We start from the raw sequence: 26,531 nt of genomic DNA, 5'->3' as shown, positions 1-26,531 counted from the left end.
CAATCAGGCCGGCGGCAGCCGCCCCTCCTCGGAGTGGTCGGGCGGCTCGACGGTCGGCCAGGCTTTCAGCACCGCCTGAATCACCGTCGCCAGAGGGATGGCGAAGAAGATCCCCCAGAAGCCCCAGACCCCGCCGAAGAACAGAATCGCCACGATGATCGCCACGGGGTGGAGGTTGACCACCTCGGAGAAGAGCACGGGCACCAGCACGTTGCCGTCCAGGGCCTGGATGATGCCGTAGGCAACCATGACCCACGCGAACTCCGGACCGAAACCAAACTGGAAGTAGGCGATCAGACCCACTGGCACGGTCACCACGGCGGCGCCAATGTAGGGGATGATGACGGACAGCCCTACCATCAGCGACAGCAGCATGGCGAAACTGAGACCGAACAGCGAGAACGTGACGTAGGTCACCACCCAAACGATCAGGATCTCGACGAACTTGCCGCGGACGTAATTGCCGATCTGCGCGTCCACGTCCCGCCACACGGTCACCAGCAGATCCCGGTCCCGGGGCATGTAGCGCGCCACCCACTGGACCAGCGCCTCCTTGTCCTTGAGGAAGAAGAACACCAGGAACGGCAGCAGCACCAGATAAACCAGCAGCGTAATCACCACCACCACGGACTGGAATGAGAACCGGGTCAGCACGGCCTGCCCCCAGTCCAGCGCCTCCCGGCGAATGACGAAGATGAGATCGGAGATCTGCTGCTGTGAGAACAGCTGCGGATACTGCTGCGGCAGCTGCATCAACAGGGACTGACTGGTGCTGAGAATCTTCGGCAGCTCGTCCACCAGCTGGGTGATCTGGGTCACCAGCACCGGCAGCAGCGCGAAGAAGACGAGCAGCAGGCCCGCAAAGAAGACCACGAAAACAAGCGTTACCGAGAGCAGTCGTGGCACGCCGAACTGCTCCAGCTTGCGCACGACCCCCTCCAGCAGATAGGCCAGGATCAGGCTGGCAATCACAGGTGCAAGCATGCTGCCAAAGAAGACAATGGCAGCGAGCCCGGCCAGCAGTACGGCGGCCAGGCCAAGCACCTGCGGATTGTCGAAGTGGCGGCGAAACCACTGCCGGATCAACTCCATCTACGCCTCCCGGGGCGCCGCCCGGAACCTGCCCCTCGCGGAGCGTGATCCTTCCCGGTGCGGGTTCATTTTGACGCGGTAGGCGACGTTTCGGGGCGGGCCGGAAACGCGCTGGTTACCGCCTGTGTCGGCATCATAGCGTGTCCCGCCGCTGGTGCGAAGTTGGTGAACGGGTTTGGCCCGCCAGGGTCCAAGAGTCACAATACGTGGAGAGTCCCGGTCATCACCGCTTCCCGGAGCAGCCGAGCGTGCCCTTGCACCGAGTCCTGACGTTCCTGCTGGCCGTTCTGCTGGCCTTTGCCACCGCCATGGCCGTGGCGGACGACCCACTGCGCCTGCCCGACCTGGGCAGCCCCGCGAGCCAGACGCTGTCGGTGGCCGAGGAGCAGCGCATGGGCCAGCAGCTGATCCGGCAGGTGCGATTGCGCGTCCCCATGACCGACGATCCGGAGCTCCGGGAGTACATTCAGGACCTGGGACAGCGCCTCGTCTCCCACGCCAACACCCCGGACATGGCCTACGAGTTCTTCGTGGTGGACAGCCCCGCCATCAACGCCTTTGCCATGCCCGGGGGGTATATCGGCATCAATCGCGGTCTGATCGAGCGGACGCAGTCGGAGAGCGAACTGGCGGCGGTCATGGCCCACGAAATCGCGCACGTCAGCCAGCGGCACATCGCGCGCCGGCTGGACGACAGCCGCGGCGGCGGCCTGCAGACGCTCGGCATCATCCTCGCGGCCATTCTCATGGGGACGCAGGATGCCGACCTCGGCAGCGCGGCGGCCATCGGCGGCATGGCCGGATCCATCCAGGAGCAGCTGAACTACAGCCGCGCACACGAGCGCGAGGCCGACAACATCGGCATTCGCATTCTTGCGGATGCGGGCCTGGACCCGGAAGGCATGCCCCGGTTTTTCGAACGTCTGGCCGAGGCTACCCGGCATCAGCAGCGCCCGCCCGAGTTTCTGAGCACCCACCCGGTCACCGAATCCCGCATCGCGGAGTCGCGCTCGCGGGCACGCAGTTACAGTAACGGGTCACCGGACGAGAGCCCCACATACGGCCTGATCCGGGCCCGGCTTCTGGTGCAGCGGGCCAACGAACCCCGGGACGCCATTCGCCACTTCGAGGCCGAGCTGGACAACGGCGCCGAGAGCGATAACGGCCGTTTCGCCACACGGTTCGGCCTGGCGCTCGCGAAGATCGAGGACGATCAGCTCGACGAAGCGAGGGAGGCGCTGGAGACGCTGATGGCTGAGGACAGCGAGCGCACCGCCTACCTGGTGGCGCTGGCGCGGATTCATTCGGAACAGGGCAATCTGGAATCGGCCCTGGAGAGCCTGGAGCTCGGGCTCGATCTCTTCCCGGGCAGCTACACCCTGAGTCTGCACACCGCCCGCACGCTGCTGCGGCTGGACCGCCCGATGGACGCCCGGCAACTGGTTCGGAGACAGATTCAGCGCCAGGGGGGCGATGCCCACCTGCACCGGCTCCACGCCGAAGCCGCCAGCGCCGCGGGGCTGGACCATGAAGCCATGCTGGCCATGGGCGAGCACTACTACCTCAGCGGCAACCTCCCGCTGGCACTGGATCAGCTCGACCGGGTGGCCAACGCCAGCGACGCGGACATCAATGACCGCTCCCGCGCCGTGTCCCGGCGCCAGGACATCCAGCGGGAACTGGAGCGAGAGCGCCGGTAGTGTCTTGCCGACAGCACAGACCGGCGGCACGATCTGCGGACAACCTGTTCCCATCCGGACACACTGTTGCGACGCACCAACAAAAATGGTTGCCAGACAACACTGCCGCGCTACAATGAGATCCAACGAGTCCAGAAGACTGAATCAGTCTTCAGCAGGTTATGGACAAAAAAAACCCCCTCGAGCGAGGGGGCGGAAAAGGCGACTTGGGAGTCGCCTGGAGGAGAAGCAGACCGGTCCTAGAACCGGGTAATTCAGCTGGTTAAGCGCTCCGGTCTCGCTGGCGAGGCCTGACAACCACAAAACCCGTTAAATCAGAACAAGAAGAGCGCAGATCTGGGAGCATCTTTCGGGAGCTCCCAATTTTTTGCTCTCCCGATGTTGCTGTGCAGCATTTTAACCAAGACCAATCTGTCTGTCAACACCTTCTGACCCCTGGCTCTGAAACTTACCTACCAATAAGCAAACGGCGGGCTGGTGTCGCTGCACCGAGACATGAGCCCCGGCGCAGCCTTGCCATCAGAAACTGGTGAACAGCGCGCCGTTGACCGGAATATTCGCACCGTTGATGTACTCCGAGTCATCGGCTGCCAGAAAAGCCACCACGCGTGCGATCTCATCCGGGCGCCCCATGCGGCCTGCCGGCACCTGGGCGATGATCTGGTCGCGCACCTCCTGCGGGATGGCGGCCGTCATGGACGTATCGATGTAGCCGGGGGATACAGTATTGGCCGTGATACCCTTTCGGGCGCCCTCCTTCGCAAGCGCCATGGTGAAGCCGTGCAGACCAGCCTTGGCGGCGGAGTAGTTCGTCTGGCCGAACTGACCCGTCTGACCGTTCACGGACGAGATGTTCACCACACGGCCAAAGCCACGCTCACGCATGCCGTCGATGAGATGACGCGTGACGTTGAAGGCGCTGTTTAGATTGACGTTCACCACAGCGTCCCAGTCGCCCTTGCCCATCTTGTGAATAAAGGCATCCCGCGTGATCCCGGCCAGGTTCACCAGAACATCCACGTTACCGTGCTCCGCCTGAATCTGCTCCGCCATGGCGCCGCACGCATCATAATCGGACACATCGCACTCGATCCACGCAACGTCATGGCCCTCCGCCTGCAGATCTTCCTGCCAGCCGCGGATGTTTTCCTTCTCGGCATTGACGCAGGTACTGACCACGCGATACCCGAGCGCCGCCAGATACTTGCACACCTCAGTGCCGATACCACCATTACCGCCCGTCACCAGAGCTACTCGATTCGTCATGGGATGCCTCTTGTGAAGTCGTTCGACCGGCCTCGCCGGTTAGGGGATTGTGGCCGACCGGGAGCAGTCAGCCGTTGCGCGACACGCACACAGGGTACGCTCCCGCGAAACGCCCCGTTGTGCAATGCGTCATGCGTTTAAATCGAGAATAGAGACAGGTGGATCACCTGTCAACTTTAAACATGAGGAGTGCGTCACATTCCAGACAGACGTCGGAGAAGCCCGCATGGCGCGGGCTTCCCGCCGGGAAGCGGAAGTCACCGGCGGGGGTCCAGCCGAGTTACGGGACGAGCTCAGTTGCGGGAACCTGACCCCTGTTTGCCGGACGACCGCGGGCTTTTGCTCCCCGCCGACTCATCAGAGGAATCACCACTGCCGCCGGCCGGGTCGTCCTTGCCACTGTCCATACCGCTCATGCGCCGCCACATGGCCAGATTCCGCTCCGCCATCTGGGTCAGCATGGTCATGGGATTCGCTTCCATGAAATCGCGCGTCTGCTCACGCAGCGCCCGTTGCTGGTCCGACCACATATCCATGCTCTTCTCCAGGTAGTTGGTCAGGAGATTCTGCATGTTGCCGCCGTAGGAGCGAATGATCTGGGCCAGCAGTTCGCTGCTGAAAATGGGCTCACCACCCTCTTCTTCTTCGCTGATGATCTGGAGCAGGATCGTCCGGGTCAGGTCATCCCGGGTCTTGGCGTCGACTACCTGGAACTCCACCCCATCGAGCACCAGCCTCTTGACGTCGGCCAGAGTGATGTAGCTGCTGATGGCCGTGTCATAAAGACGCCGGTTCGGATACTTTTTGATGATGCGAACGTCGTCGTTAGTCATTATCGGAATCAACCTCGGGCTTGGCCGCGGGGAACACGCCCCGCGGCCATGGTCGGCCAATCAGCGGGCCACGGCAAGTGCCACCCCCTGGCCACCACCGATACACAGTGTCGCCAGGCCCTTGCGCGCATCGCGGCGCTTCATTTCGTGCAGCAAGGTTACCAGCACCCGGCACCCGGACGCACCGATGGGATGGCCCAGCGCAATGGCACCGCCGTTGACGTTGACGCGTTCCATGTCCCACTGGAGTTCGCGACTGACGGCCAGCGCCTGGGCGGCGAACGCCTCGTTGGCCTCGATCAGTTCCAGGTCGGACACGCTCCAGCCGGCGCGATCAAGGCAGCGCTGCGTCGCCGGCACCGGCCCCGAGCCCATGACCGCCGGATCCACCCCGGCACTGGCGTACGCCTCGACCCGGGCGATGGGCTCAAGGCCAAGGGCCTGCGCCTTGCTGGCAGACATCACCAGCACCACCGCGGCACCGTCATTGATCCCGGAGGCGTTACCCGCCGTGACCGTGCCCTCCTTGTTGAACGCGGGACGGAGTTTCGACAGGCTCTCGGCCGTGGTGCCGGCTTTCGGGTGCTCGTCAGTATCCACCACCACCGGGTCGCCCTTGCGCTGGGGCACCTGAACGGGAATGATCTCGTCCCGGAAGCGCCCGGCCTCCATGGCGGCGGTGGCCCGCTGCTGCGACTGGGCCGCGAAGGCGTCCTGCTCTTCCCGGGAAATGCTGTACTTGGTGGCCAGGTTCTCGGCGGTCACACCCATGTGATACTGGTTGAACGCATCCCAGAGCCCGTCACGGATCATGGTGTCGTCCAGCTTCCAGTCACCCATGCGCTGCCCATTGCGGGAGTTGGGCAGGGCGTGCGGAGCCTGACTCATGTTCTCTTGCCCGCCAGCGATGACGATCTCGGCATCACCGAGCCGGATCGCCTGGGTCGCCATGGCCACGGCCTTCAACCCGCTGCCACAGACCTTGTTGATGGTCATGGCCGGTACCCGGTCGGGAATGCCGGCATGGATGGAGGACTGGCGTGCCGGGTTCTGACCGGCGGCGGCCGTCAGCACCTGGCCCAGAATGACTTCGTCCACCTGTTCCGGGGAAACTCCGGCCCTTTCCAGCGTTCCGCGAATCACCTGCGTGCCGAGTTCCACCGCCGTCAAGGATGAAAGCGAGCCGCCGAAGCCGCCGACTGCGCTACGACCTGCTGCAACAATGACTACCTCTTCCATAACAACCTCCAAGGGTCTGCTTCATCGATGGTCTGTACGTCCATGAACAGTTCGGTGATTGGTCGTCATGACAGTATAATCCCCGCGCAGGAGCGGGACTTTTGTTCACGAGACATGGCGGGATAACCATGCGAGAGACATCGACTGCGCTGGACAGCGCATCACTGCCGTCGCTGCCCTACGTCAGCCACGACATCCTTCTGGAGGTGAACACCGAGGAGACGGACATCAACGTGCTCGCCCCGAAACTCGGGCGCGACCCCGCACTGGCCGCCCGCATCGTCTCCACGGCCAACAGCGCGTTCTTCATGAGCCAGGGGGACGTGCGCAGCCTGGATGAGGCGATCATGCGGCTCGGAATGAACCGCCTGCGGGTTCTGGCCACGTCCATACTGCTGCGCAATCAGTTCGACAGCGGCCGCTGCCCGGGCTTTCGGGCCGCCCGCTACTGGCTGCATGCGATCGCCAGCGCGAACGCCTCCGGGCGCCTGGCCCGTGCCTCCGGCCTGGACCCGGCGCCCGCGCAGCTGGGCGGTCTGCTTCACTCCATCGGCATACTCCTGCTGGCGCACAGCTTTCCCACGGAGATGACCACGGTCTTCAGCGCCCGCAAGCGCGATTCCCACACCAGCATGGCGGCGCTGATCCGCGAGCAGCTGGAAGTGGACCATCACGAGGCTGGCGCCATGCTGCTGAGGGAATGGGAGCTACCGGTCACCCTGTGCGCCGTGGTCGAGGGCTTCGGCAACCCGTCGGCTCACGACGACCCCGGCCTGATCGGCCTGGTGCGCTGTGCCGCCGACTGGGCCGGCACCGATTTCGAGGAGATTCCCGCCGCTTTACTCAATCGGGGTCTCAGCGGGGCCACGCTCGACACCGTCGCCAGGGCCTGCCTCATGGAGCAGGAAGAAACCACGGCCATGGCGCGGCTGCTGGCCGCGGACTAATCACCGCCCTCACCCGCCAGTTTCAGGAAAGCGTGGGCCTTGTCCCGGGTCTCCTGATACTCCTCGGCCTCGTCGGAATCCATGACCAGGCCGCCGCCCGCCCGGTACGTCATCACGCCGTCGGCGCACACGGCGGTACGGATGGTGATGCTGGTGTCCATGGTGCCGTCGTAGCCGATGTACCCGATGGCGCCACAATAGAGGCCACGGCGGCTCGGCTCCAGTTCGGCAATGATCTCCATGGCCCGCTTTTTCGGCGCTCCGGTGATGGAGCCACCGGGAAAGCTCGCGCGCAGCAGGTCCGTCGCCATGGTGCCGGGCGTCAGCCGCCCCTCGACGACGCTCACCATGTGGTGCACGCTGGCGAACGACTCCACCCCGAACAACTGACTGACGGTCACACTGCCCGGGCGGCACACCTTGCCGAGATCGTTGCGCAGCAGGTCGACGATCATGACGTTCTCAGCCCGGTCCTTGGGGCTGCCGGCCAGCGCCTCCGCAAGCGCCCGATCCCGGGCCGCATCTCTGTCACGCGGCCGGGTTCCCTTGATCGGCCGGGTCTCCACGCGATCATCCGTCACCGCAAGAAACCGCTCCGGGGAAAGACTCAGCACGCTCTGCCCTCCGGGCAGCGTCATCCAGGCACCGTGGGGCACCGGCGACCAGCGGCGCAGCCGCGTGTAGGCATCGAAGGGGTCACCCCTGAAACCGCAGCGGAACGCGCGCGCTAGATTGACCTGGTAACAGTCGCCGTCGCGCAGATAACGGCGTACGGCCCGGAACGCACGACCGTACCCGTCCCGCCCCGGCTCTTCCTGCAATGCACCCGCCCGAAACGGGGCCGGCGTCGGAGCCGTCGGCTGCAGCAACCGCTCGCGGATGCCGGTGGCGGCCCGCTCACCACCGGGGCGCTGCACCAGCAACGCGCGGCGCGTCTCGTGATCCAGGATCAGTGCCGCGTCATAGAAACCGAGCCAAAGCTCCGGCAAACCGTCACCCGGCCGATCATCCCGGGGCGCCAGCACGTCCGCCTGCCCCAGGTCGTAGCCGAAGCACCCCAGGGCGCCACCCGAAAACGGCACACCGGGCACCGCCTCCCGGCGCGGCCCGAGCATGTCCGCGATCAGCGCCCAGACGTCGCCCTCGATGCGGATCCAGTCGCCACCCTCGCGACGCCAGCACACACCCTCCCGGCGCAACAGCTCTCGCCCGGGCAGCGCGACCATGATGTCGTAACGCGCCTGATGACGCGGCGCACCGCTGTCCAGCCAGGCGGCGCCGGCAAGCGGGCGCAGGCGCGCGAATGCGTCCGCCGCATCCTCCGGATAGGGCAGTTCCGCCACCTGCGTGCCGGTCACGGCACAAGCCTCCCGCGACCGGGTCGGTCGACGCTTGTCACCTGGTACAGTTCTCCAATATGTTTCATGCTGAACCCCGCTTCAGGCTGGCAACAAGACTGCCCGGTCTGTATCTTGGCGCACGAACGGTGCGACGTGTTGCGCACCCTGTGTACGAGAACAAGACACGCGAGGACGGAGAGCATGAACGAGACGACGCAAGACGCCAAGGCCGCCTACGACAACCAGCCCTGGCTGGCCTCCTACGGCAAAGGTGTGGACAGGGAAATCACCCCATTGCCGGACCGTAACATCGCCGATCTGGCGCGTCGCATTGCGGACGACAACGGCGACCGCACCGCCTTTGTCACCTGCCTGGACAACGGCCTGCACGGCTCCCTGAGCTTCCGCGAGACCGACACCTACTCCGACCAGTTCGCCGCGTACCTCCGCCACGAGCTCGGCCTGGAGCCCGGCGAGCGGGTCGCGGTGCAGATGCCGAATTGCCTGTCCTACCCGGTGGCGGTATTCGGCATCTTCAAGGCCGGTCTGGTGCTGGTGAACGTCAACCCGCTGTATACCCCGCGGGAAACCAACCACCAGCTCAAGGACAGCGGCGCCAAGGCCCTGCTGGTGTTCAACCTGTTCGGCAACAATGTCAAGGACGCCATCGACGGCACCGACGTGCGGCACGTGATCATGGCCGGGGCCGCCGAGTTCTTCCCGGCGCCGCGCCGGCTGCTCATCAACACGGTGATGAAGCTGAAGAAGATGATCCCCGAGCCCACGGCGGCCAGCACGCCGATCAGCCAGGCGCTGGCGGCGGGGAAGGCGCACGTGGGCAAGCTGGAGAAACCCGTGAAGCGCGCGCCGGAGGACCTGGCCGTGCTCCAGTACACCGGCGGCACCACCGGCCCGGCCAAGGGCGCCATGCTCACCCACGGCAATCTGCTGGCGAACCTGGCACAGACGCAGACGGTCTCCGCCCCGGTGATCACACCGGGCGAGGAGACCGTGCTCACGGCGCTGCCGCTCTACCACATCTTCGCCTTCACCAATAACCTCATGGGCTTCTACTACAACGGCTGCCGCAACGTGCTGTGCCCCTCGCCACGGCCGCCGAGCAACCTGCGCAAGGCGTTCGAGAAGTTCCGGATCACGCAGTTCGCCGGCGTCAATGTGCTGTTCCACGCCCTGGCGAACGAGGACTGGTTCAAGAACAACCCGCCGCCGCTGCGGCAGACCGTCTCCGGCGGCACCGCGCTGCACGGATCGGTGGCGGAAGAATGGAAGAACCTCATCGGTATCGTGCCGGTCGAGGGCTACGGCCTTTCCGAGACCAGCCCGGTGGTGTCGGTGAACCAGCCCAGTGGCGAAATCCGCCTGGGCACCATTGGCCTGCCCGTGCCGAACACCATCGTGCGCATCATCGACGAGGACTGGAACCCGGTCCCGCCCGGTGAAGTGGGCGAGCTGGCGGTCAAGGGCCCGCAGGTCTTCCAGGGCTACTGGAACAAGCCCGAGGAGACGGACGCGGTGCTCAAGGACGGCTTCTTCCGCACGGGAGACATGGCCAGGATGGAAGATGGCGGTTTCTTCCGTATCGTGGACCGCAAGAAGGACATGATCGACGTCAGCGGCTTCAACGTCTACCCGAACGAGGTCGAGGAGGTCCTGAGCGAGCACCCGGACATCGACGAAGCTGCGGTCATCGGCATTCCCAACGACGAAGCCGGTGGTGAAATCGTCCGCGCCTATGTGGTTACGCGCAACAAGTCGCTCAAGGCGGAGGACGTGATCGAGTTCGCCCGCAGGAACCTCACCGGCTACAAGGTGCCGAAGGAGGTCCACTTCGCCGACGACCTGCCGAAAACGGCCGTGGGCAAGATCCTGCGCAAGGACCTGCGCAACGAGGCCTTGAGCAGCGGCGACTGATGCCTACTGGCGGCGCCCCGCCGCAAACGGGGCGTCGCCGCTCACCGCACCAGCAGCAGGTGCTGCACCTGGGCGATCTCCTCCCGTGCCTCCGCGAGGATCGAGTCGCCATCCTCCCCCAGATCCTTGCCGACGCGACGCAGCCGGCGCCAGGCTGATGTGTCGGTAGGTTCCGGAATGTCATCGCCGGGCACTCCCGCCAGCGCCCGCAGCTGCGCCACCAGGACCAGGTCGGCGTAATCCGCATCCACGGCCCGTCGGTGCCACTGCTCGGCGGCGAGAGGGACGTCCACCATATCGTCCGGGAAGTTCCAGCGGCGCAGGATCATTGCACCCACCTGGTCGCGATACTCCGACACGGTGTCCTGCAGCTTCCCGGGGTTCTCCACCAGCGACGGGTAGCGGTGTGCGTTGGCGAGCATCGGGATGATGCCGATATCGTGAACAAGGCCGGCCAGCAACGCGCGCTGCGGGTTGAACCCGTCCAGGCGCTTGGCCATGACCTGACAGATCGCCGCCACCAGCGCGCTGTGCATCCACAATTCGGTCATGCGCTGGTGAATCAGCGGATGCTCGGAGCTGAACAGTGAGCGCAGGGTCACGGCCAGCACCATCTCGCGCGTCGCCTTGAGCCCGAGCCGGGTGATGGCCACCGTGAGAGAATCGACGGTGCCCTGCCCGCCGTAGGCCGGGCTGTTGGCGATCTGGATCAGTCGCGCCGCCAGCGCCGGATCGGCCTGGATGATCTTCGCCACTTCGCTCGCGGAGGCGTCGTCCTGTTCCACGGCCTGGCGCACCCGCAGGGCCATATTGGGCATGCTCGGGAGGTCCAGGCGATCGCTCATGAGATCGTCGATGAGACGATAGAACAGGCCCTCGCCCGGGTCGTCCGCGTCGGGCTGCAGCTCGTCCACGGCGTAGCCGGGAGGCCGGGCAAGGTCGAGCAGGGCATCCACCCGCTCCCGGGGGACTCTGATCAGGCGCACATCGGTGCTGGCAACGGCGTGATGGGGGTAGGGCCGGCAACCGGCAAGGGGCTCCGGATAGACACCGGCGTCACCCGTACCGGTAAACGTGCGGCGGTGCCCCTGATCATCCACCAGCACCACGGCACCGGAGAGCACATACCGCAGCCAGCCGTCATCGCCGCCCTTGCGGAAAATAACGCTGCGCGCGATGTGATCCTCGATCTCCGCTTCCTCCGCGAGTTGGCGCAGGGCGTGTTCAGGCAGCTCGATCAGGGGAACCAGCTCTTCCAGAACGTGTTGACGAATCGAATCCATGATCGCGTGTTATCGTTGATTTGAGTACCGGGCACGCTATCACAGAGAGGTCTCCGCCAAGTGCGACGCAGCTCACAGCCAGGGCAGCCCTTATGTGGCCGGAGCGTGTCATGGGCTGGCTGAGTCATGCACGGGATCGGCTCATCGGCATGCCGCGGGTGCGGCTGAATCTGGCCCTGCAGGGCGGGGGCAGCCACGGCGCGTTCACCTGGGGCGTTCTCGACCGACTGCTGGACGAACGGCGCATCGGCTACGACGGCCTCAGCGGCGCCAGTGCCGGCGCCATCAACGCGGTGGCGTTTGCCAGCGGCTACCTGGAAGGCGGCCGCGAGGGGGCGCGCAATAGCCTCGAGCGGCTCTGGCGCACCGTCAGCGACCAGGCCCAGCTCGGGCCGCTGCAGGCGACGCCACTGGACTATCTGCTGCACGGCTGGAACCGCGACTGGTCACCCGGCTTTCTGCTGATGAACAGCCTGACCCGCATGGCCTCGCCCTATCAGCTGAACCCCTCGGGCTACAATCCGCTCCTGCGCGTGCTCGCGGACACCGTGGACTTCGAGCGCCTGCGCCGTGACCCGCGGCTGCGGTTGTTCGTCTCCGCCACCCGAGTCCGCACGGGCGGCGTCACGCTGTTCCGCAACAGCGAACTCTCACCGAAAGCTGTCGCCGCCTCGGCCTGCCTGCCGCTTCTCTTCCACGCCATTGAAATCGATGGCGAGGCATACTGGGATGGCGGCTATACCGCCAACCCGGCGCTCTGGCCGCTGGTACTGGAGTGCCGCGCAAAAGACCTGCTGCTGATACAGTTGACACCCCCCGAGCGACGGGATCTGCCCACCAGCGTCCCCGAGATCGTCGATCGCGCGAACGAAATCGCGTTCAATGCCAATCTGATGCGAGAGCTGGAGGTGCTCGGCATGCTGCGCAAGGGCATTGCGGCGGTCCATCACGGCCTGCCATGGCGCGCCCACCGCCTGCACGCCCTCGACACCGGCACAGTCACCGAGGGCATGGGGCGCAACAGCCGCATCAATGCGGACTGGAAGTTCCTTTGCCACCTGCGAGACGAGGGGCGCACCGCGGCCGAGAAGTGGCTGCAGCGCTGCGGCGGCCACCTGGGCCGCCGCAGCTCCTTCACGACCGGGACGTGATCACGCCCCGTGGCTGGCGGGCTCGTCCACTTTCTCGCCCTCTACCAGCTCCTCACCCGCGCGCGACCGCCGGGCCGCCCACTCGCGGAGCTGACCAACAATGCCGGTGGGGAAGAAGTAGACGCTGAGCACGAACAGCACGCCGAACCAAAGCAGCCAGCGGTCCGAGCCGAACAGCGGTGCAGCCATGGCCAGCACCGGCACGTGCTCCATCCACCCCGACAGCACGCCGAGCAAATCCTGCAGGTAGTTCTGGGCGATCAGGAAGACGGTGGCCCCGATCACCGCCCCGTAGAGCGTTCCCATGCCGCCGATGACGCACATCAGCAGCACGAACACCGCAAGTTCGAAATCCAGGGTGCTCTCCGGCGTGATGTAACGGGTCACCAGCGCGAACATGACGCCGCCGATCGTTGCCAGCGCGGACGCCAGAACCACGACGGCCGTGCGGTAGTACACCGTGCGGTAACCCAGCGCCTCGGCACGGAACTCGTTCTCGCGGATGGCCAGCAGCACGCGGCCGAAGGGCGAGTTCACCAGCCGGAGCATGCCCAGGAACAGCACCAGCGTGATCACGAACGAGACGTAGTACATCAGCAACCGGCCGTTCGCGCGCACGTCGAAGAACGCCTCGCGGGTCACCTCGACGAGGCCAAGGGGGTTGGTCACCACGCCCCAGAGCCAGCCCAGCAGACTGAAGCCGGTGAGCGGCTCGTCAAGCCGGAACGCCGGGCCCAGCTCCCGTGGCACCGCCACGCGCATGCCGTCCTCGCCGCCGGTCAGGGTGTAGAGCTGGTTGACCAGCACCATGAACGAGAAAGCGATGGCCAGCGTCACCAGGGCGAAGAAGATCGCCTTCACCCGCAGCGAGAGCAGCCCCAGCAGCAGCGCGACCACGATCGAGGCCAGCAGACTGGCGCCGGTGCCGACGGCAATGGCGGTGAAATTCGAGCCCATGCTATCCAGGGCCATAGCGACGCCGTAGGCGCCGAAGCCGAAGAACATCAAGTGCGCGAACGACACCACGTGGGTGTACCCGAGCATCAGGTCGTAGGCGGCGACCACGAGAATGAAGACGACAATCAGCCCCATGGTCCGGAACGCGACGGTGCCACTGAAGAGAAACGGCCCCAGGGCAAGCCCGATGAAGATTGCGATCAACAGCACGGTGAGCAACCGGCTGCGGGGATAGTCGCCTGATAGCAGTGAATGAATCATGGTTGTTCTTCTCCCGTATCAGGTCAGTGCCGAAGCACCGGAATCAGGCCCTGCGGCCGCCACATGAGCACGGCCACCATCAAGCCCACGGTGGCGATACCGGCCAGCCGCGGCTCCAGGTACCCCACGTAGAGATTGATCAGGCCGACCAGAATGGCGCCGTAGAAACAGCCGGTAATCGAACCCAGGCCACCGAGAATGATGACCACAACCACCATGATCATGAGGTGCTCACCCATGTGGGCGTTGACGATCTGCTCGTACATGCCCCACATGGCGCCCCCCAGGCCGGCCAGCGCCGAGCCCGCGACGAAGACGGCCAGGAACAGCAGGTTGATGCGATACCCCTGGACCTCGACCATCTCGCGGCTTTCCACGCCGGCGCGAATGAGCACTCCGACCTTGGTCTTGTTGATGACCAGCAGCATCAGCCCGTAGAGAATGAGCCCTACGATGACGGCCATGAGCCGGTAGATCTCGATGGCGGCCCCGCCGATGAAGGGAATCGCCTGATCGATGATGACCGCGCCGCGCAGCAGTTGCGGGCGGGGCACCGGCACGTCGGTGGCCCCCCAGATCACGTGGATGAGCTCCATCAGGATGATGGCGCCGCCGATGGTCACGAGAATCTGCTTGAGGTGATCACCGTAGACGGGCTTGATCACCACCCGTTCGAAGAACACCCCCAGCGCGCCGGTGATCAGCATGGCGTAGAAACACGCCATCATCAGGACGGCGATGGTGAGAAACAGGTTGCCGCTCGCTGCCCAGGCCGAGAAGTAGACGACAACCGTAGCGCCGCAGAAAGCACCAAAGGAGATGAAGCCGCCGTGCCCGAGGTTGAGCACGCTCATGAGGCCGAAGGTCAGCGTCATGCCGGAGGACATGATGAAGATCAGCAGCCCCATGGCCATGCCACTGACGGTCAGCACGAACCAGGTGGTGGTCCCCATGCGGAAATACTGGAGCAGGTACGGCACATCCTCGCCGGCGCGGAGCCACGGCCCGGCAACCAGCTGATACGGCACCAGTGCCAGAATCAGCATGACACCCACCAGAAGTCCGAGCAGGAAGAAATGCGGGTACCCCTGGCGGAACGCCGCCAGCCGCTGCCGCACTCCCGGCGTTGGCCGGGTGTCCTGCAACACGCTTGTTTCTGTGGTCATTGGTCCACTCCCCCTACTGGTGCGCGCCCAGACTCAGCCCCAGCAGCTCCTGCTGCAGGGCCTCGTCTTCGGCCAGAGCCGCCATGCTGCCGGCATGCACGACTCGGCCGTCGTCCATGACCGCCACGGTCTGGCCCAGCGCACGGGCGAAATTGAAGTTCTGTTCCACGAGCAGGATGGTCGCCTCCTGATCCTTGAGCTCGCGAAAGGCGTCGCGCAGGTCGTTGATGATCGAGGGCGCCAGCCCCTTCGTGGGCTCGTCCACCAGCAGCAGATCCCGCGGCTCGATGATTGCGCGGGCAATGGCGAGCATCTGCTTCTGCCCGCCCGAGAGATTGCCGGCATCGGTCTGCCAGAATTTCTTCAGCGCCGGAAACAGCCCGAAGACCCACTCCAGGCGCTGCTTGTCGATGGGGCCGCTGGCGGCGGCCAACTCCAGGTTCTCGCGCACCGACAGCAGCTGGAAGATGCCCATGTCCTCGGGCACAAAGGCGATCCCGCTGCGGGCGATGCGCGGCGTTGCCCATTCGGTGATGTCCTCGCCCTTGAACTCGACGCGCCCGCGCGGCACGTCGGTCAGCCCCATGATGGTCCTCAGGGTCGTACTCTTGCCGGCACCATTGCGCCCCAGCAATACGGTCAGCTCCCCCTTCGGCAGTTCGAGATCGACGCCGTGGAGGATGTGGTACTGTCCGATGTCCGCATGGACACCGGACAGTTTCATCAATGGCTCAGCCATGTTCGCGTCCCTCATCCGTCAAGATGGCAACACCCCTGTCACCGGAGCGTTACGCCTGTTCCGTTTCGTCCTGCGCGGCACCGAGATAGGCCTCCTGGACCACCGGCGAGGCGATCACCTCTGCCGGCTCGCCGTCGGCGACAAGTTCACCGTTGTGCAGCACGACGATACGGTCGGACAGGCTGCGCACCACGTCCATCTTGTGCTCGACCAGCAGCACGACCTTGTCCTCGCGCGCCTTGATGTCTGCGATCAGGTCCAGAATGATCGGCACTTCATCCACGCTCATGCCCGCGGTGGGCTCGTCGAACATGAACACTTCCGGCTCCAGCGCGAGCAGAAGCCCGACCTCCAGCTTGCGCTGGTCACCGTGCGGCAGGCCGTTGGCCACGTAGTCGGCGCGGTGGGCGAGCTTGACCTGGGTGAGGTAGTGCATGGCCTTGTCGGTGATGTCCTGGCGACGGGCGGCCATGTTCCAGAAGTTGTAGCCAATGTTGTAGCGCGACGCGACGGCCAGGCGGGTGTTCTCCAGCACCGTCAGGTTGGGGAACAGGTTGGTGAGCTGAAAGGCACGCCCCAGCCCCTTGTCCGCCCGGGTTGGCGCCGGCAGCCGGGAGATGTCCTCACCGTGCAGCAGGACCTGCCCGCTGGTGGGTCTGAGCTGTCCCGAGATCAGGTTGAACCAGGTGGTCTTGCCCGCGCCATTGGGCCCGACGATGGACGTCAGGGTGCCCGGATAGAACGCGCAGGAGACCTGGTTGACGGCCACATGACCACCGAACTGGATGGTCAGATCCCGGGTTTCGATAACGGGATTTTCCGATGCCATAAGTCTTCTCGATCGTGAGGCGAAGTCGGTGGCAGCACCGCCGGTGGCCGGGGCGGCCCCGGCGGTGCTCCCTGCGGCCCGGGAGACGGGCCGCGCTCCTTGATTGCCGTGCCGGACGTCGCCGATCAGTTGCGGATCGGGATGTCCAGTTCGTCCATGGGGATCTCGCGCTCCAGCACCGGCACACCGACGGTCTGCTCGTCGTCACCGGTGAACCAGTCACTGCGCTGCTGCGCCTCGATCTGGAAGTGGAACATGGACTGCATGGCCTGGTGATCCTCGGGCCGGATGCGCATGGCGCCCTTGGGCGTGTCGAACTCCAGCCCGCGGAGCGCATCGATCAGGTCCTCGGTATCGGTGGAGCCACCGGTGGCTCGCAGGGCCTCGGTGATGGCGATGGCCTGGGAGAAGCCCTGGGCGGTGAAGAAGTCAGGAGCCGCATCGTGGCGCTCGTAGTGCTCATCCACCAGCCACTGGTTCATGTCGTTCTCGGTGTGTTCGTAGTAGTAGAAGGTGGCCCCTTCCATGCCCTCGAAGTCCGAGTAACCGACCATGGCCGGCAGGATGTTGCCTCCGGTGCTCATAGTAATGCCGTAGCGCTCCGGGTTGAGATCCTGGATGCGGCCGAACGGGTTGGTCTGACCGGCCCAGATGCCGAAGATATACTTGTCGTTGCAGTCATCCCGGTCACGCAGGGACTCGAACAGCCGCTCCGCCGCGGCGGTGAAGTCGGTGGCGTCCGTGGGGAGGTACTCCTCGTGGACGATCTCGCCGCCCTCGGATTCCATGGCTTCCTTGTAGGCCGACACACCGTCACGGCCGAACGCGTAGTCCTGCGCGATGGTGGAGACGCAGACGCCGTCGCCACCCACCGCCACGGCGTTCGAGACGGCATCCTGGGAGGAGTTGCGACCAACCCGGAACACATAGCGGTTGTGGCGCTCGCCGGTGATGCCGTCAGCCACACCCTCGGGGATCATGATCCGCTCCCACTCCTCGGCCACGTCCAGCATGGCCAGAGCAACCCCGGAGGCGATGGAGCCAACCACGACGTGGGCGTCGTCCTCGGCGTAGGCCTCCTCCGCCAGCGCCCGCGCCCGGGAGGGATCCCCCTGATCATCCTTGCGCATAATGTCGATGGCGCGCCCCTCGACTTCCATGCTGCCGTCGGTGGCATACTCGAACCCCATCTCCATCCCGCGCGCGGTCTGTTCCGCGTAGGCCTCCAGGGCGCCGGAAAACCCGGTCACGTGAGCAATGCGCACGGAATCGGCAGAGGCGTGGCCAACCGTGAGCGCCGATGCGGCGACTGCCGCAGTAGTCAGGATACGTTTCATGGTTTTCTCCTCCCTGGTCACCAGGTGAGCATTGTTGTGTCGTGCCCCGCAATGTGAGCACTGATTCAGTTATCTGTAGCGCCGATCGCCTTGTTTCACCGAACTTTCCGCCCCACTTCCGCGGAAGAAAAACATGCAACATGACACCGACGTCACATCCAAGACTATGCCCTCTCCGGCCCGGATGCAAGACCCGGCGCACAAGTCCCCGTCACGGCGCGCGCCCACACAGCCCCCTGCCCACGAGACGCCACCTGAACCACCCTGCGCCACCGTGCTAAGCTCTCAGCGCATTGGCGCATGCGCGCTTCCATCGCAGCACGAACGCACGAGGACTTGGCATGGCAGGTCACAGCAAGTGGGCCAACATCAAGCACAAGAAGAAGGCCGAGGACGCGAAACGGGGCAAGATATTCACCAAGATGATCCGAGAGATCACCGTGGCGGCCCGCCTCGGTGAACCGGACCCGGACACCAACCCGCGCCTGCGTCTGGCGGTGGACCGGGCGCTCGCCGTGAACATGCCCAAGGACAACATCGAGCGCGCCATCAAGCGGGCAGCCGGGCAGGACGACAACGCCATCTACGAGGAGCTGCGCTACGAGGGCTACGGCCCCAACGGCGCGGCGGTCATGGTTGAGGCCATGACCGATAACCGCAATCGCACCGTCTCCGAGGTGCGCCATGCGTTCAGCAAACACGGCGGCAACATGGGTACCGACGGCTCCGTGGCGTTCCTGTTCAGCCATGCGGGCGTCATCATGTTCGAGCCCGGCACCAACGAGGACCAGGTCATGGAGCTGGCGCTGGAAGCCGGCGCCGAGGACGTCATCACCAACGACGACGGTTCCATCGAGGTACTGACATCACCGGACGACTACATCCAGGTCCGGGACGCGCTGGTGGAGGGCGGCCTGGAACCGGCGGATAACGAGGTCACCATGCGCCCGGCCACCACCGTCAGCCTCGCCGGCGATGACGCCGTGAAGATGGTCAAGCTGCTGGAGCGGCTGGAGGACCTGGATGACGTCCAGCGGGTTTACCACAATGCCGAGATCGAGGAGGATGCCTACGCCCAGGCGTAGGCCGGCCCCATGACACGGGTTCTCGGCATCGACCCGGGGTCCCGCCTGACCGGCTTTGGCGTGGTCGATGCCGACGGCAGCCGCTACCACTACGTCGACAGCGGCGTCATCCGCACCCTGGAGGCCCCCTTCCCGGAACGGCTGCGGATCATTTTCGAGGACCTCGGCCAGCTCATCCTCAGCCATCAGCCGGCGGTCATGGCCGTGGAGCAGGTCTTTGTGCAGAAGAACGTCAGCTCCGCGCTCAAACTGGGCCATGCCCGCGGTGCCGCCATCTGCGCCGGCGCCACCAGCGGCCTGGATGTGGCCGAATACACGCCGCGCGCGGTCAAGCAAGCCCTGGTAGGCACGGGCAGCGCCGACAAGGCGCAGGTCGCGCACATGGTGCGACAGCTGCTGGGGATCGACACCCGGCTGGCCGAGGACGCATCGGACGCGCTCGCCGTGGCGCTCTGCCATGTCCACCAGACGCCCCTGCAACAACGTATCCACAACACTCAGGAGAGCCGGCCATGATCGGTCGCCTTACCGGCATACTCGCCGAAAAGCAGCCACCCAACCTGCTGGTGGACGTCCACGGCGTGGGCTACGAGGTCCAGGCCCCCATGACCACCTTCTACGACCTGCCGGCGGTGGGCGGGACCGTCTCGCTGCACACGCACCTGGCCGTGCGCGAGGATGGCCAGAATCTCTATGGGTTCGCCAGCGGACGGGAGCGCGAGCTGTTCCGGGCACTGATCAAGGTCAGCGGGGTCGGGCCGAAGCTCGGCCTCACGCTGCTGTCGGGCATGCGCGTCGACGAGTTTATCCAGTGCCTGCACGACCAGGACGTCAGTCGCCTGACCCGTACGCCCGGCGTCGGCCGCAAGACCGCCGAGCGCCTGGTCATCGAGATGCAGGACCGGGTCAAGACACTGACCGGCGGCACACCAACACAACCAGGCGCCGCAGCGCCCCAAGCGGCGGCCGGCGACGCCGCCTCCGATGCGGTCAGTGCGCTGGTCGCCCTGGGCTACAAACCGGCGGAAGCCGGCAAGCTGGTGGACAAGGTCGATGCGCCGGGTGTGGCCAGCGAGGAACTGATACGCAGAGCGCTTCAGAAATCAGTAAAATAAGGGGTTTACGCGACCAACCCCCACCGAGCACAGGATGGCCCAATGATCGAATCCGACCGCGTCGTCACCGCCAACGCCTCACCGGAGGACGAAGCGCTGGACCGCGCGATCCGGCCGAAGCAGCTAGCGGACTACGTCGGCCAGCCGACCGTGCGCGAGCAGCTGGAGATCTTCATTGAAGCGGCCCGCCGCCGCGGCGACGCCCTAGACCACCTGCTGATCTTCGGCCCGCCCGGCCTGGGCAAGACCACGCTCGCCCACATCGTCGCCAATGAAATGGGCGTCAATCTGCGCCAGACCTCCGGACCGGTGCTCGAGAAAGCGGGTGATCTGGCGGCACTGCTGACCAACCTGGAACCGCACGACGTGCTGTTCGTCGACGAGATCCACCGTCTCAGCGCGGTGGTAGAAGAGGTCCTGTACCCGGCCATGGAGGATCACAAGATCGACATCATGATCGGCGAAGGCCCCACGGCGCGTTCGATCAAACTCGACCTGCCTCCGTTCACTCTGGTGGGCGCCACCACCCGCGCCGGGCTTCTCACCGCCCCGCTGCGGGCCCGCTTCGGAATCACCCAGCGGCTGGAATACTACGGCGAAGACGACCTCGCCGGTATCGTCACACGATCGGCCCGCCTGCTGGCCCTGGAGATGGACCCGGACGGCGCCCGCGAGATCGCCCGCCGGTCGCGGGGTACGCCGCGGATCGCCAACCGGCTGCTGCGGCGGGTGCGCGATTACGCCGAAGTCCGCGCCCAGGGCCACGTAACGGTGGATGTGGCCGATCAGGCGCTGCGCATGCTCAATGTCGACGACTCCGGTTTCGATGACCAGGACCGGCGCCTGCTACAGACCATCATCGAGAAGTTCGACGGCGGCCCAGTGGGCGTGGATAACCTGGCGGCGGCCATCGGCGAGGAACGGGGCACCATCGAAGAGGTCCTGGAACCGTTTCTGATCCAGCGCGGCTTCATGATGCGCACGCCGCGCGGTCGCACGGCGACTGCCACGGCTTACCGCCATTTCGGCCTGGCACCGCCACCACGAACGGACGCACCGTCCGGGGACCTCTTCTCCGACGGCGTGGACGCCTGAGACCATGAGCCTCTATCAGCCCAAATCCACGCTGAAGCTGATTCTCTATGGCTTCGGTTTCGTCAGCCTGCCGCTGATCATCGCCCTGGGGTACGCCGGGCTGCACGTGGACCGTCTGGCCAACCAGAGTCAGCACGCGGTCTACCAGGCCGTGCAGGCCATCACCGCCAGCCGGCAGCTCATCGACCTGGTCACCACAATGGAGCGCAGCGGGCGCCAGTACCTGATCCTCGAGGAACCAGAGTTCCTCGAGAATGTGGAAGACGCGCACGAGGAGTTCCAGGAGACCGCACAACGCCTGCACAGGCTCCCGCTCGATGATGCGCACCGCGAACGCGTGGACGACCTCATCGACGCCGAGCAGAGCATCTACGAGCAGATCTCCGGTTATGACGGCGGCGAAACCGACCAGATCGCTCTTGCCCGTGAGTTCATGGGGCTGACCCAGCTCGGCCAGGACGTACTCTCCGGCAGCAACCGCATGGTTGACCGGGAGGTTCGCACCATGCAGGAGACTGCCACGCGCGCACAGCAGCTGCTGTTCTGGCTGGCCGTTGCCCTGGGGCCGCTGACCATTCTCTCGGTAGGCTTCTTCACGACCCTCATCGCCCGCCCCATCCGGCAACTGGACCGTATCATCCGACGCATGGGGTCTGGCGACTTCCAGCAACCGATCAGTGTCGCCGGCCCCCAGGACCTGCAATTCGTCGGCGAACGCCTGGACTGGCTGCGGCAGCGGCTTCTGGATCTCGAAGAACAGAAAACCCGGTTCCTACGGCATGTCTCCCACGAACTGAAGACGCCGCTCACAGCCATCCGTGAAGGCGCAGACCTGCTGGAAGACAGTTCCGTGGGCCAGCTCAACGCCGAGCAGCAAGAAATCGCCCGGATCCTTGCCAGCAACACCCACCAGCTTCAGCACCTGATCGAGGACCTCCTCAACTTCAGCACGGCCCGCGATACCGCCATGGCCATGGACATCAGACGCACCCGGCTGGCGCCGCTTATCAAAGAGGTGGCCCGAAACCACAAACCTGCCATGCTTTCTAAGGACCTGCAGCTCGAAACGAAGCTGCAGGACATCCACATCCGTGCGGATGCGGAGAAGATTCGCACGATCGTGGACAACCTGTTGTCCAACGCGGTCAAGTTCTCGCCCACGGGCGGGCACATCCGCGTTGGACTTGAGCGCGACGGGGACGGGGTCGCGCTGACGGTGGCCGACGAGGGGCCGGGCATCGAAGCGGACGAGCAGGACGCCGTCTTCGACGCCTTCTTCCAGGGGAGGATCCGAGCCGAAGGATATGTCAAGGGCTCCGGCCTGGGCCTATCCATTGCCAAGGACTATGCGGAAGCCCACGGCGGCTCGATCAATCTGGAATCACCGGGACAGGCGGGAACCCGGATCAGGGTGGAACTGCCGTTAAATGCAGAGTCGACAAACCAATGAACACCAGGACAACCGATTCCAGCGCAAGCAAGATGCGCGGGTGGCGCTTCGCCGGCATTATCATCATTCCCCTGCTCCTCGGCGGCTGTCAGTCGATGACGGAGCAGTGGTGCAAGACAGCGGAGTACTGTGAAGTGTCGCCCAACGGGGACAGACAAGAACTCAATGAAGACCTCATCGACTACGCGCTGATGGTCAATGAGATGGATGCGACCATGCTGCAGGCGGAGCGTGAACGCCTGAACGGGCGGGTTCGCGACGCCGACTGTACACCCGACCACGTGCGCCTGGCCCTTGTTTCAAGCCGTCTGGAGCTGAACGGCGATCTCGACGAAGCGGCCCTGGCCGGACTTCGGGCGTGCCGGGACGGCACGGACATTCACCCGGCAAACGCCGCCCTGGCATCTGTATTGCATGACGCTCACGAGCAACTGGCTGGCACGTCTTCGAGAATGACGGAGCTGGAGGCAGAACTCGATGAACAGCGATCACGCAATGCCGCACTCGAGGAACAGCTTGAGGCCCTCAAGGCCATTGAGCGCAGCATTATCGAGCGCGGCCGCGATTGAGCGAGGAGGCGAACGAATGAAGCGGCGCAGCATTCTTCTGGTGGATGACGACCCGGGCCTGCTCCGGCTCCTTTCCATCCGTCTGAAATCAGCAGGATATACGGTCACCGCCGCGGAGAGCGGCGAGGAAGCGCTGGCGAACATGTCCGCCGCGCGGCCGGACGTGGTTATTACCGACCTCCGCATGGGCGGCATGGACGGCCTTGCCCTGTTCGAGGCCATTCACCAGGACCACCCCACGCTGCCGGTCATCATTCTCACCGCTCACGGCTCCATTCCGGACGCGGTCGAGGCGACGCGCAGCGGCGTGTTCAGCTTCGTTACCAAACCGTTCGACAGCCAGAAACTGCTGGAACAGGTGGCCGCCGCACTGGACGTCTCCGGCGGCTCCGAGAGCAGCGACGCGCCCGCCGCGGAGGACTGGAGCGAACACATCATCTCCCGCAGCGCGCCCATGAAGAACGTGCTCAGCAAGGCGCGCATGGTCGCCGACTCCGACGCCAGCGTCTTCATCCGCGGCGACAGCGGCACCGGCAAGGAGCTGCTGGCCCAGGCGGTGCACCGGGCGAGCCGACGGCGGGAGCAGCCCTTCATCGCGGTCAACTGCGGCGCCATCCCTGAACCGCTGCTGGAATCCGAACTGTTCGGCCACCGCAAGGGCTCGTTCACGGGTGCCACCCAGGATCACCAGGGCCTGTTCCAGGCGGCCGACGGCGGCACCCTGTTCCTGGACGAGATCGGCGACATGCCGCAGCCCCTGCAGGTCAAGCTGCTGCGCGTGCTACAGGAGGGCCAGGTTCGCCCGGTCGGCGCCACGTCGTCGGTCCCGGTGGATGTGCGCATCATCTCCGCCACGCACCGCCAGCTCGACGACGAGATGCAGGAGGGGCGTTTCCGCGAGGATCTCTACTACCGGCTCAACGTCGTCTCCCTGGAGCTGCCGGCGCTGGCCGACCGGCGCGAGGACATCCCGCTGCTGGCCAATCATTTCCTTCAGACCCTGGCACAGAAGTACGACAAGCTGGCCCGCAGCTTTGCACCCGACGCCATGGAGCGGCTGGTCAGCGCGCCCTGGCCCGGCAATGTCCGCCAGCTCTACAACGTGGTTGAGCAGACGGTCACTCTCTCCACTACACCGGTGATACCGGATAGCCTGGTGCAGTCCGCCCTGCGCGACGAGCCGGGTTCCATCCTGCCCTTCGCGGATGCCCGCCGCCGGTTCGAAAAGGACTACCTTGCGCGGCTTCTGCAGACGACCGGGGGCAACGTCAGCCAGGCGGCACGACTGGCGCGGCGTAACCGCACTGAGTTCTACAAGCTCCTGCACCGACACCAGATCGACCCGTCCCTGTTCAAGGCCCAGGACCGCTGAGCGGCATGCGGCCACAGGGGGCCGCATGCCTTGACGGGTCTGTCGCCATCCGGAGACAGACCCGTCCCTTCCACGCGGCGCTCTGCCGGGCCAAGCACCCAAATGCGTCGCCTCAAGGCGACACACTTCTGAGACTGCGTCTGTCCGGTGCAGGTTGCCGCTCTGTGGGGTTGGCATTAAATTGGGCGGCTGCTTCACGACCAGATTCCCCGGCCTTGCAGGTAAATGTGAACGTGACCAAATTTCGATGGCCCATACGGGTTTACTATGAGGACACCGACGCGGGCGGAGTTGTCTACCACGCCAACTATCTCAAGTTCTTCGAGCGGGCGCGCACGGAATGGCTTCGTGCACTGGGCTTCGAGCAGGATCAGCTCCGTGATGAACACGGCCTGGTGTTCGTGGTCCATGACATGTCCCTGCGGTTCCATCAGCCGGCGCGGTTCAACGATCAGCTGATCGTCACCTGCGACGTCCGGCAAGCGCGCGGTGCGAGCATGACGTTTCATCAGGAGATCCTGGCGGCAGACCAGGACACAAGACTCTGCGATGCCGGCCTGACAGTGGCGTGCATCGACGACCGGGCCTTCCGGCCACGACCCATTCCGAAAACGATTCGAGCGGAGATGCAGCATGCAAGGTGAGATGTCCATCCTCCAGCTGGTACTGGATGCCAGTCTGCTGGTTCAGGCGGTGATGCTGATCCTGGTACTGGCCTCGGTGGCATCCTGGGCACTGATGTTCCGCAAGCGGGCCGTGGTCAACGACGCCGTGGAGACCGCCGAAGAGTTCGAGGACCACTTCTGGTCCGGCGGCAATCTGGCCGAGATCTATGCGCGGGTGGGCTCTTCCGAGGAAGCCAACGGCGGCATGGAGCGGATGTTCCGCGCCGGCTTCCGGGAGTTCTCCCGCATGCGCAAGCAGGGCGCCTCTCCGGAGGCCCAGGTGGAAGCGTCCCAGCGGGCCATGCGCATCAGCCTCTCACGCGAGGAGGACGAGCTGGAGTCTCACCTGCCCTTTCTCGCCACCGTCGGCTCCACCAGCCCGTACATCGGCCTGTTCGGTACCGTGTGGGGCATCATGAACTCCTTCCGCGCCCTGGGCACCCAACAACAGGCCACGCTGGCAACGGTCGCCCCCGGCATCGCGGAGGCATTGATCGCCACGGCGCTGGGGCTGTTCGCCGCCATTCCGGCAGTGATCGGCTACAACCGCTACGCCAGCTCGGTGGAGCGCCTGTGCGGTCGCTACGAGACGTTCATGGAGGAGTTCATCAGCATTCTCCAGCGTCACGCACACGCCCAGGCTTCGCAGACGCCTCAGGAACAACGGGACTGAACCATGCGCCGCGCCTACCGCGCCAAACGCAAACCCATGTCCGAGATCAACGTGGTGCCCTACATCGACGTGATGCTGGTACTGCTGGTGATCTTCATGGTGACCGCGCCGCTGCTCTATCAGGGCGTCGACGTGGATCTGCCCCGGATCGAAGCCGAGCCCCTGCCGCCGGAGGAGGACGATCCCGTGATCGTCACGGTGAACCGCGACGGGGAACTGCTGGTCAGTATCGGGACGGACCCGGACGAGCCCGTCGGTGCCAGCGACGTCGTCGACCTGGTGAGCCGGGTCATGCGCAACAGCCCGGACACACCCGTGCTCGTGCGCGGCGACGAACAGGTGCCCTACGGGCGAGTGCTCGATACCATGTCCATGCTGCAGCAGGCCGGCGTGCCACAGGTGGGCCTCATGACCCGACCACCATCGGACGACTGA

25 protein-coding genes are annotated in these 26,531 nt (G+C 65.1%); 14 read left to right on the top strand and 11 right to left on the bottom strand.

Annotated elements, in window-relative coordinates:
* Nucleotides 1-3: 3 nt before the first annotated feature.
* Complete coding sequence (locus ACNSTU_RS10950; protein ID WP_290633956.1) at nucleotides 4-1,092, bottom strand: AI-2E family transporter; 1,089 nt, start codon at nucleotides 1,090-1,092, stop codon at nucleotides 4-6.
* 248 nt (nucleotides 1,093-1,340) lie between these two features.
* Here ACNSTU_RS10950 and ACNSTU_RS10945 point away from each other — a divergent pair, with 248 nt between their 5' ends.
* Nucleotides 1,341-2,792: a M48 family metalloprotease gene (locus tag ACNSTU_RS10945; RefSeq protein WP_290633958.1), complete on the top strand. Its 1,452-nt coding sequence runs from the start codon at nucleotides 1,341-1,343 to the stop codon at nucleotides 2,790-2,792.
* Between the two features lie 519 nt (nucleotides 2,793-3,311).
* Here the strand turns inward: ACNSTU_RS10945 and phbB are convergent.
* From phbB to ACNSTU_RS10930, 3 genes are all read right to left on the bottom strand, one after another.
* Nucleotides 3,312-4,058, bottom strand: a complete 747-nt coding sequence (gene phbB, locus ACNSTU_RS10940; protein ID WP_290633960.1) for an acetoacetyl-CoA reductase — start codon at nucleotides 4,056-4,058, stop codon at nucleotides 3,312-3,314.
* A gap of 293 nt (nucleotides 4,059-4,351) precedes the next feature.
* On the bottom strand, nucleotides 4,352-4,891 hold the full coding sequence (phaR, locus tag ACNSTU_RS10935; protein WP_290633962.1) for a polyhydroxyalkanoate synthesis repressor PhaR: 540 nt from the start codon (nucleotides 4,889-4,891) through the stop codon (nucleotides 4,352-4,354).
* A gap of 60 nt (nucleotides 4,892-4,951) precedes the next feature.
* On the bottom strand, nucleotides 4,952-6,130 hold the full coding sequence (locus tag ACNSTU_RS10930; protein ID WP_290633964.1) for an acetyl-CoA C-acetyltransferase: 1,179 nt from the start codon (nucleotides 6,128-6,130) through the stop codon (nucleotides 4,952-4,954).
* Between the two features lie 128 nt (nucleotides 6,131-6,258).
* Between ACNSTU_RS10930 and ACNSTU_RS10925 the strand changes: the two genes are divergently transcribed.
* Complete coding sequence (locus ACNSTU_RS10925; RefSeq protein ID WP_290633966.1) at nucleotides 6,259-7,077, top strand: HDOD domain-containing protein; 819 nt, start codon at nucleotides 6,259-6,261, stop codon at nucleotides 7,075-7,077.
* Here ACNSTU_RS10925 and pabB read toward each other — a convergent pair.
* On the bottom strand, nucleotides 7,074-8,435 hold the full coding sequence (gene pabB, locus ACNSTU_RS10920) for an aminodeoxychorismate synthase component I (RefSeq protein WP_290633968.1): 1,362 nt from the start codon (nucleotides 8,433-8,435) through the stop codon (nucleotides 7,074-7,076). The genes ACNSTU_RS10925 and pabB overlap by 4 nt on opposite strands.
* A 183-nt stretch (nucleotides 8,436-8,618) precedes the next feature.
* Here pabB and ACNSTU_RS10915 point away from each other — a divergent pair, with 183 nt between their 5' ends.
* Nucleotides 8,619-10,349, top strand: coding sequence for an AMP-binding protein (locus ACNSTU_RS10915; RefSeq protein ID WP_290637489.1), 1,731 nt, complete (start codon nucleotides 8,619-8,621; stop codon nucleotides 10,347-10,349).
* Between the two features lie 41 nt (nucleotides 10,350-10,390).
* Here ACNSTU_RS10915 and ACNSTU_RS10910 read toward each other — a convergent pair whose 3' ends face one another.
* Nucleotides 10,391-11,632, bottom strand: coding sequence for an HDOD domain-containing protein (locus tag ACNSTU_RS10910; protein WP_290632383.1), 1,242 nt, complete (start codon nucleotides 11,630-11,632; stop codon nucleotides 10,391-10,393).
* 110 nt (nucleotides 11,633-11,742) lie between these two features.
* On the opposite strand from ACNSTU_RS10910, the gene ACNSTU_RS10905 reads away from it, so the two are divergent.
* Nucleotides 11,743-12,783 carry a patatin-like phospholipase family protein gene (locus ACNSTU_RS10905; RefSeq protein ID WP_290637487.1) on the top strand — a complete coding sequence of 347 codons (1,041 nt, stop codon included), beginning with the start codon at nucleotides 11,743-11,745 and terminating at the stop codon, nucleotides 12,781-12,783.
* Here ACNSTU_RS10905 and ACNSTU_RS10900 read toward each other — a convergent pair whose 3' ends face one another.
* The 5 genes from ACNSTU_RS10900 to ACNSTU_RS10880 form a co-directional block, all read right to left on the bottom strand.
* Nucleotides 12,784-14,001, bottom strand: a complete 1,218-nt coding sequence (locus ACNSTU_RS10900; protein WP_290632379.1) for a branched-chain amino acid ABC transporter permease — start codon at nucleotides 13,999-14,001, stop codon at nucleotides 12,784-12,786.
* 23 nt (nucleotides 14,002-14,024) lie between these two features.
* Nucleotides 14,025-15,167, bottom strand: coding sequence for a branched-chain amino acid ABC transporter permease (locus tag ACNSTU_RS10895; RefSeq protein ID WP_290632377.1), 1,143 nt, complete (start codon nucleotides 15,165-15,167; stop codon nucleotides 14,025-14,027).
* Nucleotides 15,168-15,180: 13 nt separating this feature from the next.
* Nucleotides 15,181-15,906: an ABC transporter ATP-binding protein gene (locus ACNSTU_RS10890; RefSeq protein WP_290632375.1), complete on the bottom strand. Its 726-nt coding sequence runs from the start codon at nucleotides 15,904-15,906 to the stop codon at nucleotides 15,181-15,183.
* A gap of 49 nt (nucleotides 15,907-15,955) precedes the next feature.
* A complete protein-coding gene (locus ACNSTU_RS10885; protein ID WP_290632373.1) occupies nucleotides 15,956-16,735 on the bottom strand; it encodes an ABC transporter ATP-binding protein in 780 nt (259 codons plus the stop codon).
* 125 nt (nucleotides 16,736-16,860) lie between these two features.
* Nucleotides 16,861-18,072 carry a substrate-binding domain-containing protein gene (locus ACNSTU_RS10880; RefSeq protein ID WP_290637485.1) on the bottom strand — a complete coding sequence of 404 codons (1,212 nt, stop codon included), beginning with the start codon at nucleotides 18,070-18,072 and terminating at the stop codon, nucleotides 16,861-16,863.
* Between the two features lie 341 nt (nucleotides 18,073-18,413).
* On the opposite strand from ACNSTU_RS10880, the gene ACNSTU_RS10875 reads away from it, so the two are divergent.
* From ACNSTU_RS10875 to tolR, 10 genes are all read left to right on the top strand, one after another.
* Nucleotides 18,414-19,157 carry a YebC/PmpR family DNA-binding transcriptional regulator gene (locus ACNSTU_RS10875; RefSeq protein ID WP_290637484.1) on the top strand — a complete coding sequence of 248 codons (744 nt, stop codon included), beginning with the start codon at nucleotides 18,414-18,416 and terminating at the stop codon, nucleotides 19,155-19,157.
* 9 nt (nucleotides 19,158-19,166) lie between these two features.
* Nucleotides 19,167-19,673 carry a crossover junction endodeoxyribonuclease RuvC gene (ruvC, locus tag ACNSTU_RS10870; RefSeq protein ID WP_290632367.1) on the top strand — a complete coding sequence of 169 codons (507 nt, stop codon included), beginning with the start codon at nucleotides 19,167-19,169 and terminating at the stop codon, nucleotides 19,671-19,673.
* Nucleotides 19,670-20,272 (top strand): Holliday junction branch migration protein RuvA, encoded by a 603-nt coding sequence (gene ruvA / locus ACNSTU_RS10865; RefSeq protein ID WP_418212340.1) that lies wholly within the window; start codon nucleotides 19,670-19,672, stop codon nucleotides 20,270-20,272. The genes ruvC and ruvA overlap by 4 nt, the downstream gene beginning before the upstream one ends.
* A 42-nt stretch (nucleotides 20,273-20,314) precedes the next feature.
* Nucleotides 20,315-21,367 carry a Holliday junction branch migration DNA helicase RuvB gene (gene ruvB / locus ACNSTU_RS10860; protein WP_290632363.1) on the top strand — a complete coding sequence of 351 codons (1,053 nt, stop codon included), beginning with the start codon at nucleotides 20,315-20,317 and terminating at the stop codon, nucleotides 21,365-21,367.
* Nucleotides 21,368-21,371: 4 nt separating this feature from the next.
* The gene (locus tag ACNSTU_RS10855) at nucleotides 21,372-22,817 is read left to right on the top strand and encodes an ATP-binding protein (protein ID WP_290632360.1); all 1,446 of its coding nucleotides are present in this window, start codon (nucleotides 21,372-21,374) and stop codon (nucleotides 22,815-22,817) included.
* Nucleotides 22,814-23,386 (top strand): hypothetical protein, encoded by a 573-nt coding sequence (locus ACNSTU_RS10850; RefSeq protein WP_290632358.1) that lies wholly within the window; start codon nucleotides 22,814-22,816, stop codon nucleotides 23,384-23,386. The genes ACNSTU_RS10855 and ACNSTU_RS10850 overlap by 4 nt, the downstream gene beginning before the upstream one ends.
* A 16-nt stretch (nucleotides 23,387-23,402) precedes the next feature.
* Entirely contained in the window at nucleotides 23,403-24,758 is a 1,356-nt protein-coding gene (locus tag ACNSTU_RS10845) for a sigma 54-interacting transcriptional regulator (protein ID WP_290632356.1), read from the top strand.
* 233 nt (nucleotides 24,759-24,991) lie between these two features.
* On the top strand, nucleotides 24,992-25,402 hold the full coding sequence (gene ybgC, locus ACNSTU_RS10840; RefSeq protein WP_290632354.1) for a tol-pal system-associated acyl-CoA thioesterase: 411 nt from the start codon (nucleotides 24,992-24,994) through the stop codon (nucleotides 25,400-25,402).
* Nucleotides 25,392-26,096 (top strand): protein TolQ, encoded by a 705-nt coding sequence (gene tolQ / locus ACNSTU_RS10835; protein ID WP_290632352.1) that lies wholly within the window; start codon nucleotides 25,392-25,394, stop codon nucleotides 26,094-26,096. The genes ybgC and tolQ overlap by 11 nt, the downstream gene beginning before the upstream one ends.
* A 3-nt stretch (nucleotides 26,097-26,099) precedes the next feature.
* Complete coding sequence (gene tolR / locus ACNSTU_RS10830; protein ID WP_290632350.1) at nucleotides 26,100-26,531, top strand: protein TolR; 432 nt, start codon at nucleotides 26,100-26,102, stop codon at nucleotides 26,529-26,531.

The sequence above is a fragment of the Aquisalimonas sp. APHAB1-3 genome (assembly GCF_048323695.1).
In the GTDB taxonomy this organism is placed as follows: domain Bacteria; phylum Pseudomonadota; class Gammaproteobacteria; order Nitrococcales; family Aquisalimonadaceae; genus Aquisalimonas.
The sequence above is the reverse complement of the archived record's forward strand: the minus strand, read 5'-3'. Positions and strand labels throughout refer to the sequence as shown.